The 3895-nt window shown below is 42.4% G+C and carries 2 protein-coding genes; both read right to left on the bottom strand.

The features are described 5' to 3' along the window. Positions 1–60: 60 nt before the first annotated feature. Positions 61–1686, bottom strand: a complete 1626-nt coding sequence (locus VF500_RS10790; protein WP_330859679.1) for a RagB/SusD family nutrient uptake outer membrane protein — start codon at positions 1684–1686, stop codon at positions 61–63. A gap of 19 nt (positions 1687–1705) precedes the next feature. Further along, positions 1706–3895, bottom strand: a 2190-nt coding sequence (locus VF500_RS10785) for a SusC/RagA family TonB-linked outer membrane protein (protein ID WP_330859678.1), incomplete at its 5' end; no start/stop codon positions are given.

Genomic DNA, 3895 nt, shown 5'->3' with positions numbered 1-3895 from the left:
TTCATAAAAGTAAAAGTAAGGGCAATAAATACTGCCCTTACTTTTTATTTGTGTTTTAAATTAATAACCAGGGTTTTGCTCCAGTACCGCATCTTTATTCAACTGAATTTCTGATAGCGGGATGGGCAGCAGCAGATTTTTGTCTGCCAAACCAGTTGTTGGGTGTTGCACATCTCCCGAATTTAAGCGAAGTGAGCGTTCAACCAATGTACCTGTACGCATCAGGGTTTGGCGTCGGTTTTCCTCGCCGATAAGTTCCCTTGCGCGTTCATCTAACACAAAATTAAGTGTCATTTGATCAGCAGTTACCTGCGGTGCATTGGCCCTTGTCCTTAATACATTGATAGATGTAGCAGCGTCGGCAGTTTTGCCTTGCTTAACTTGAGCTTCAGCAAGCAACAGGTAGGTTTCGCCTAAGCGCATCATCATAAAATCTTTGATCATGGCATAACCAAAAGTATCGTTAGGATCAAAAGCGCCCCATTTAGTAGTACTTGGACAGATCTTATATAAAGTATCCGGACCGGTAAACGGCACTATTTGCCCATATTTGGCATTTGTTGGATCGTTATAATAGTAACGCCTCTTAATACTGTATTGTGAGTTACGCATGTCCCCGTTAGGATACAGGCCATATAATACCCAGTTGCTTAATCTTAACCTTCCGATACTGCGTCCGCCTAATGTATCACATGGCAACAAACCTGCTATATTGTAGTAAGCAGCCCCCCAAACCCGGCGTTGCTGAGCATTATCAGTATTACCACCAACTACTGAGCTTGGATTTTCCTGTTCCAGTACCCAAATTGCTTCAGAATTGCCTTGGGCACGTCTTTCATTACCATACACAAACATATCCGAATAATAATCACCTGCACCGCCTGCCCTTACACCGTAACGGGCTTTGATCAAGCTGAATTTACCACTGCTAATAACAGCCTGTGCTTGCTGCTCGGCCAAATCATTTTTACCGGTACGTAGGTAAACCTCGGCCAAAAGCTGCATGGCCATATATTTATTGGCGCGACCAATTGGTTTACCCTGAACATTAAGTTTAACGTTGCCAGGACCATTTAAATCAGACAGATTGGCACTGGCATATGTAAGATCGCTAATGATCAGGCTATTTACATCATCAAGGGACGCGCGTACAAAATTTGTTTTTGGTGTAGTAAGCGGAGTTGTGATCAGTGGCACTTTGCCAAACAATGTTGCCAAATTATTATACGCATACGCCCTGAAAAACTTAGCCTCAGCTTCCACCTGTTTTTTACCAACCGCTCCTATTTTTGTTGTCGAAGGATTTTCGGCATTATCAATTATAGCGTTGGCATTGTTGATTAGCGCATAGTATTTGCCCCAAATATAACTGGCGGCGCCATCTGTTGAGGTAAGCTGGGCATAATTATAATAAGGGACTTCAATACCCTGCTGGTTGGCCGTAGCATTAGCCACGTCAGTACCTACCTGCCAAACACTTGGCCAGCCCTGAGCACTTGAATAGGTTAAAATGGTGCTTTCGTAATTGTAAAGTCCAACAGCGGCAGCTTCAAAACCCAATGAATCGGTAAGCGTTAACGGAGTATATAATGAGTATGGTTTTTCATCAAGGTATGATTTTTTGCAGGATGCAAATGCGGTAATAAGCACTGATATTGAAACCAATATGATCGAATACTTTTTCATGTGTTTATGTTTTATCAGTTTATTTTAATGAGATATTGGCACCGAAAACAAAAGTGCGCGTTACAGGATAGTTATTGGTCCAATCGGATGCAAATGCTGACTGATTAAACCCTGAATTTGAGGTTCCCCTGGTATAAGAAGTTTGCTCTGGGTCCCATCCTATCCATTTGGTAAAGGTGTGTAGGTTGCGGCCGCTTGCATAAAATGTCAAGCCATTCAAATGCAGCTTATCAAGTATATTCTGTCCTACCACGTAACTTAGTGTTACGTCCTTGATGCGTGTATAGCTCGCATCTCGCGGATAACCATAACCACGGGTGTTGGTATATGCCAAAGATTGAAACGAATTGTTATTATTGGTTGGGGTCCAGTAACCTATTTCAGCAGGGGTATTCCTTCTGCCTGATTCATCGGCGTAATTTAAATCGGTATTGTTACGCATCATTCCCTGTGCTGTCTGAATAAATACGCTCAGGTTAAACTGTTTGTAATGGAATGTATTGGTTATACCACCGGTCCATTTTGGCGCGGTTTGACCTTGTATCACACGGTCGCCATCAGCGGTAATTTTGCCGTCGCCATTGATATCTGCAAATTTAAGATCGCCCGGCTTGGCTCCCGGATCCTGTTTAGAAGCATCCTCGCCGGTTTGCCAAACGCCGGTCATTTTATAATCATAAATTACGCTAATGGGTTTGCCTATGAACCAGCGGTTACCCAAATCATCTTTGCCATCGCCATAAAGGCTAACAATTTTATTGCGGTTAAGCGCATAAACGATATTTGATTCCCAACGGAAATCTTTACCGGCGATGTTTCGTGTATTCAGGTTAACTTCTAAGCCCTTATTTGCTACTTTGCCTATGTTGTCCCAAACGTTTGAATAGCCTGTTATAAGAGGCAGGCTCCTTTTTAATAACAATCCAGAAGTACGGGTACTATAAGCATCAACCGAACCATTGATACGGCTACCCAGCAAAGCAAAATCAACACCAACGTTAGCCCCAGTAGTTGTTTCCCAGTGAAGGTTACTGTTGCCTAAATTACTCGCCTGTACACCAATGGTACTTACTCCATTAAACGGAGACCGTACTGTTCCATCGGCAGTAATGGTTTGGTAAACATTGATGGCCTCGTTACCGGTTTTACCATATGAGCCCCTTAATTTTAAAGCGTTAATAATTTTTGAGTCCTTAAGAAAGCTTTCCTGGTCAATATTCCAGCCTAAAGCTGCTGACGGAAATACACCATACTTGGTAGTATTAGCCCCAAATACAGACGAACCGTCGCGGCGGGCGGTAACAGTAACCAAATATTTACCGGCATATGAGTAGTTTACACGTCCCATTTGCGAATTTAAGGCATACCTGTCCGAATATGAAGTAGAGGTTTGGGTAGCGCCTGCACCTAAATTATTGAATGAAAGTTCATCATTTACAAACCCGGTAGCAGCAGCAGTTGAGGTAAAATATCTGCGACGCTGAGCGCTGTACAAGCCGGTAAAATCAAAATGATGCTTACCAATGTCTCGATTGTAATATAATAAGTTTTCGATGGTGTACGTATTTGTTTCAGAGCTGGAAGCACTGGCTGCGCCAAGCGGAGTATTTGCCAAACGACCGCTATAGCTATCCAACCTTGTTGGCAGATAAGTATAACCCGCGTTTAAACGATACTTTAGTCCTTTTAAAATGCCACCAAATTTCACCTCGGCATAACCATTACCATTAAGATTTACGCTACGGTTTATCTGATCGGTAGTCAGGCCTAATAATGGGTTAACATATAATTGCTCAGGCTTCATCGGATAAATAGCGTACGTACCATCAGCATTATATTCGTTACCATATGGGCTCATGGCAGTAGCATTTAACAGGTTTGCGCGCCCTCCATCATAATTATTATTGGCGAAATAGGATGACATGCCCACCGTTAAAAAATTGGTTACATTGATATCAAGATTTGAACGGATGCTTACCCTGTTATACTGATAGCCTCTCAATACACCTTTTTGTTTCAGATAATCACCCGATACATAGTATTTGGTATCCGGGCTCCCACCGGAGATACTCAAGTTATGATCCTGTATAACACCTGTTTGGGTAACTTCTTTTATCCAATCAATAGTTTTACCGGCATTGTAGTTTGGCAACTCGGTATAATTAGGTACCGGGCTGGTTTGTGTTTGTCCCGTTTGCGAGATATAGTC

Origin of the sequence: Mucilaginibacter sp. (assembly GCF_036383575.1) — a bacterium.
GTDB lineage: Bacteria > Bacteroidota > Bacteroidia > Sphingobacteriales > Sphingobacteriaceae > Mucilaginibacter.
The sequence above is the reverse complement of the archived record's forward strand: the minus strand, read 5'-3'. Positions and strand labels throughout refer to the sequence as shown.